At 42.7% G+C, this 4438-nt stretch carries 9 protein-coding genes; 8 read left to right on the top strand and 1 reads right to left on the bottom strand.

Annotation, left to right across the window (positions count from 1 at the left end):
• The first annotated feature begins 354 nt into the window (after positions 1-354).
• From R8N46_RS25790 to R8N46_RS24145, 5 genes are all read left to right on the top strand, one after another.
• Complete coding sequence (locus tag R8N46_RS25790) at positions 355-822, top strand: MbeB family mobilization protein (protein WP_203506492.1); 468 nt, start codon at positions 355-357, stop codon at positions 820-822.
• A complete protein-coding gene (locus R8N46_RS25785; protein WP_169567099.1) occupies positions 823-1056 on the top strand; it encodes an MbeD/MobD family mobilization/exclusion protein in 234 nt (77 codons plus the stop codon).
• A gap of 61 nt (positions 1057-1117) precedes the next feature.
• Positions 1118-1510: a type II toxin-antitoxin system RelE/ParE family toxin gene (locus R8N46_RS24155; protein WP_224723981.1), complete on the top strand. Its 393-nt coding sequence runs from the start codon at positions 1118-1120 to the stop codon at positions 1508-1510.
• Positions 1500-1787, top strand: a complete 288-nt coding sequence (gene nadS / locus R8N46_RS24150; protein ID WP_029946694.1) for a NadS family protein — start codon at positions 1500-1502, stop codon at positions 1785-1787. Before R8N46_RS24155 ends, nadS begins: the two co-directional genes overlap by 11 nt.
• Positions 1788-1803: 16 nt before the next feature.
• Positions 1804-1974 (top strand): hypothetical protein, encoded by a 171-nt coding sequence (locus R8N46_RS24145; protein ID WP_158090427.1) that lies wholly within the window; start codon positions 1804-1806, stop codon positions 1972-1974.
• Between the two features lie 234 nt (positions 1975-2208).
• On the opposite strand, the gene R8N46_RS24140 is transcribed toward R8N46_RS24145, so the two are convergent.
• Positions 2209-2424 carry a hypothetical protein gene (locus tag R8N46_RS24140; protein ID WP_031819061.1) on the bottom strand — a complete coding sequence of 72 codons (216 nt, stop codon included), beginning with the start codon at positions 2422-2424 and terminating at the stop codon, positions 2209-2211.
• Positions 2425-2582: 158 nt separating this feature from the next.
• Between R8N46_RS24140 and R8N46_RS24135 the strand changes: the two genes are divergently transcribed.
• The 3 genes from R8N46_RS24135 to R8N46_RS24125 form a co-directional block, all read left to right on the top strand.
• Positions 2583-2831 (top strand): hypothetical protein, encoded by a 249-nt coding sequence (locus R8N46_RS24135; RefSeq protein ID WP_005398517.1) that lies wholly within the window; start codon positions 2583-2585, stop codon positions 2829-2831.
• Between the two features lie 855 nt (positions 2832-3686).
• Complete coding sequence (locus tag R8N46_RS24130; RefSeq protein WP_276409300.1) at positions 3687-4028, top strand: MobC family plasmid mobilization relaxosome protein; 342 nt, start codon at positions 3687-3689, stop codon at positions 4026-4028.
• On the top strand, positions 4025-4438 hold a 414-nt coding region (locus tag R8N46_RS24125), incomplete at its 3' end, for a relaxase/mobilization nuclease domain-containing protein (RefSeq protein ID WP_276429705.1). The genes R8N46_RS24130 and R8N46_RS24125, both read left to right, overlap by 4 nt.

Here is a 4438-nt window from a genome sequence, read left to right as displayed (position 1 = left end):
AGCTTCATTCTGGCAAGCGACTTCAACCTTACTACCACTTTGCAGACAATCCTCGTATCGATGCGTGGCGCACCATTCAGAATCTTGAACTAGGGCTTCATGACCCAGATGACCCTGCTAATCAGCAAGGCTTGGTGAGTGCTAAAGACACTCCATCCGATGCAAAAGAGATTCAGCAACTTCTTACCGATGGTCTACTTAATCTTGCTCAATCAGGCGCGATCCGTAGTCGAAAAGGGGTAATTGGTGCGCTTGAAAGCAAAGGATTTGAGATTGCCAGAGTGACAGCTAAAAGCATCAGCATTAAGAATCCCGAAAGTGGGAAACGAAACATAAGATTAAAAGGTTTGTTGTATGAGCAAGATTTTGAATATGGCGAGGGACTTCAATTCGCAATCGAAGAAGCAAGCCAACGCTATCGAGCAAACGCTAAAGAAAGACTTCGAGAGGCACGAACAACGTATTCAAGATGCGTTGAAATCAAGCGAGCAGAAAATCATAAACGACATCCAAGAGCAGCAATCACGTTTGAATCTCTTGGTGATGAAAACATGGATTTGGTTGCCAGTGACCCTGTTATTTTTGGTGATCGTCAGTTACGGGATCGCTTGGTATCAAGGGCAGACGATATTAGACAATCAGAAAAAGATAGCCCGCCAAAAAGCGATCCTAGAGCAGTTCCAGAACAAGACTTGGGGGCTTTCTCTGTACGAGAGCCAGAAAGGGGAACGTTTTATTGTGATACCAGAGGGTTACTCGATTCTGGAGGGGTGGACAATGAACGATGGCAAGAACGAGCTGATCAAGTTGGAGAGGAAATAAATGACCGAGCTAGAGAAACAACTTTTGCACGCCTTCGAGGTTTTAGAGAGGCAGCACAAGGAGCAGCACAGCGAGTTCGTGAAGCTCTACAAGGATTTAGAGAAAAGATTCGAGCAGAGCAGCGAGGAGAACCAACGCTTACAGAGCAGTGTGAGCAGCTTGACCATGCAAGTAAACAACTTGACGCAGCAGCTCCAGTCGTTGGAAAAGCAATACAGCAAGAGCAGTCGTTAGCACGACAAAATCGCAGAGGTCGAGGTTTCGGATTTAATCGTTAATACATTTGAAAACACGCTTGCCAGGAGTACAATGTACTCCTATTCTTTTGGGAGAGGATCGGGTTATTAGCTACGCATTAGAGTTTATTGAAACGCCATTGTTTGAATCTCAGCGAAAAGAGATGCTCACGGATGAAGAGTTTCGAGCGTTGCAGTCAGACATCATCAAAAACCCAGAAATGGGATCGTTGATTGTCGGAACGGGAGGGCTAAGAAAAGTTCGCCTTGCTGGAGAATCGACAGGTAAGAGTGGTGGTTATCGAACGATTTACTTACTGATCCAACCTGATGTTGTCTATTTGGTGTTGCTGTACAAGAAAGGGAGAAAGGACTCTTTAACTCAGAAAGAGAAGAATCTCCTTAAAGAAGTGTCGAGGTCGATTAAGAGAGAGTATGACAATGAGCAATAGTATTTTTGATGAACTTTATACATCGATGAAGCAAGCCGAAGCGATTGCAAAAGGAGAGCAGACTCCTGCGAATGTCACTCGTTATGAGATTGCCGATGTTAAAGCGATCCGAGCACAACTGGATGTCAGCCAAAAAGAGTTGGCACAAGCGATGGATGTGAGTATTGATACCGTGAAAAGTTGGGAGCAAGGACGGAGAAATCCGACAGGTTTAGCAAGCAAAGTCCTGACTCTACTCTCTAAAGAGCCAGAGCTTTATGCGAAGTTTTCAGTTTAAAGATTAAGAGGTGTCTATGAGTGCAGCTGTTACTTTTGAGCAATTCTGTCAGCATTACGAGTACGATCCGAGAAGTTCGTTATCTCGCTTTGAATATGAGAAGTACAAAGAGAAGAAGTACAAAGAGAACTTGGAGATAGCTAACGAGCTGATCACCAAAGATGCCATCGATAAGATGAAAACATAGAAAAAACGCCCTTAGAGGGCGTTTTTTGTTTCAATCGAACAGCGAACTTTTTGCCCTGTAAATCGCTCTGAAAGCGTCACAAACTTACAGCCCGATTTCTGGCTAAGTAGGTAAGGATAAGTGCTTAAAAACGCTCCTGGAGCGTTTTGAGAGCGTCAGATTGGCGTTTTGAGATGCTAAGTCGGCTATTTAACGTAATAGGAATAATAATCACCACCACAACGTTATGTTGCTTTAAATTATGAGCTTCTTTGCTTCGATTTGAAGCCATTCAAATGTGTTTTTGGGCTCTCCATGCATTTCCATTTGATGCCAAAGTTTTTCAAATGACAAAATAGTGACTTGTAGAGCAACTTCTTCATTTCCAATTTCCATTGTTAAATTTTCGAGAAGTTTAATCGTATGAGCATCTACTAAAGTGTCGTATTTTTTTATTTTACACAAAGCCATAACGCAATACTCACAAAGTGTTGATATGCATGTAACTTTATAATAGTGCTCAATTGCGTATATAGTGGTTTTTTTTGGCCTAAGTCTATTAAGAACGTTCAATTGCTCACACAAACCTAGTCTTAAATATGATGTGTATGAGATAAATGGGATAAAGCGTGAAACTAAAAATTTATTTTAAAACATCGAATAACAAAGGCTTTGAAATCGCATCATATCAAGAACATTACGAGACAATTGTTGCTCAATGGCTTTCGTTAGGTCGTACACTAGAATCGAGTTCTTTTTTCCTTGTGCTGTACGATGATGATGGTAAGTGTGTAGATGCCAAATATCTTTCAAAAAATAATTTTAGTCGATTGCTGATAGAGTGGGACTGCTTTGGTTTAAAAGAAAGTAATGAGTAATTTAACGTAACACTCGTTGTGCGAACTGAACGATAGAACGCAAAAGGTTGCCCAAACCGGCGACCTTTTTTACATCTGGCAGATACGAAAAACGCCTCCCAATGGGAGGCGTTTTTCTTGAGGACGTTCATTACCTTAGAAAAGGATCGTTGAGATCCCAGCTCTTTGGTTGTAATCTCAATCCCCAGATGTGACAAAACCGACCCTGCAAGGTCGGCTTTGATCGGAATACTTACCGGTTTGACGGCCTGTGTAAGTCCTTTCATGATAGCCCATATCGTTTAAGCACTTCAAGTATTCCTGCACTCTGTTTGGACTCAAGATGTTTTGGACAGAGCGATGCGCATCAGCCACCGACCAAGGGAAGTTCCAAAGGTGGCAGGTAAAGGCACTAATCAAAACTTGCGAAAGCACGATAAAACCGCTCTCTTGTAGCTGCTAGAGGGAGAACTGCGGAAAAGGAATAATTGATTAGTGTTGTGAGACTGGAATGGGGGCGTAAAGCCTTACTCACAGCGCAGGGCAGCCCGAAAGGGAAGAGACTTACCCAATCTGAAAGCGACCAAAAAGATACCCAAATCACTCATAAATTTGAGTTGAAATGGGTAGGGGTCGGCGCAGCCGAAAGGGTGGTGTGCGCTAGCTTGGCTAGCCTCCTCTTTGCTCTTACTGTCATTGTTTGATACTTCATGATTTCCCTTATTTGCATTTCTTTATCTTACTTTCTATCTTTTGTTAAGCACATAAGCAAGGCTACACAAAGACCCCTCCACTTCGTTACGTTGTCATTGTGCCTTGTAAGGGACGCTACGCTCCCTTAACCCTAGTTAAAAGCACTCAAACTAAAGAATTGCCATGACTGAAAAGAAGAAAGTAATACGAGAAAAGTCCATCAAGATCAGAGTCACTGAGACTGAACTTCAAGCTCTGAAAGATCGGTGTGATGGTGCGGAATTAGCTCCTTGGATGAGAGAGACTTGTCTTGGGGAACGGACTCTTAAAAGAGCCAATGTTCCTAAAGTAGACCCCGCATTATTGCGCCAGTTATCTGGACTTGGAAATAACTTGAATCAGATCACTAGAGTAGTGAATACCCAGAATTATGATGTCGTGAATGTGGTTCAAGTATTGGCTCAACTTTCAGCAATCGAGCGTCAGCTTGGGCAAATAATGGCACAGTATGAGATCTCAGTATGATTGTTCAGTTCGCTCGTAGAGGTAAGGGCGTTGGGAGTGGCCCTGTTGATTATCTCTTAGGGAAAGATAGAAATCGGGAGAGGGCGACACTCAATCAAGGCGATCCTGATTTAGTTCAATCACTCATTGATTCGAGTCCTTACGCCAAAAAGTACACATCGGGCTTTCTCTGTTTTGCTGAAACGGACTTATCACAAGAGATTAAAGATCGCCTCATGGCTGATTTTGAAAAGGCTTTGTTACCAGGCTTAGACAAAGACCAATACTCCATTCTTTGGGTAGAGCATCTTGATAAAGGGCGGTTAGAGCTGAACTTTGTTATTCCAAATATTGAGCTTCATTCTGGCAAGCGACTTCAACCTTACTACCACTTTGCAGACAATCCTCGTATCGATGCGTGGCGCACCATT

Source organism: Vibrio sp. 1874, assembly GCF_033344395.1.
In the GTDB taxonomy this organism is placed as follows: domain Bacteria; phylum Pseudomonadota; class Gammaproteobacteria; order Enterobacterales; family Vibrionaceae; genus Vibrio; species Vibrio alginolyticus.
This window is presented reverse-complemented; position numbering and strand designations above follow the sequence as displayed.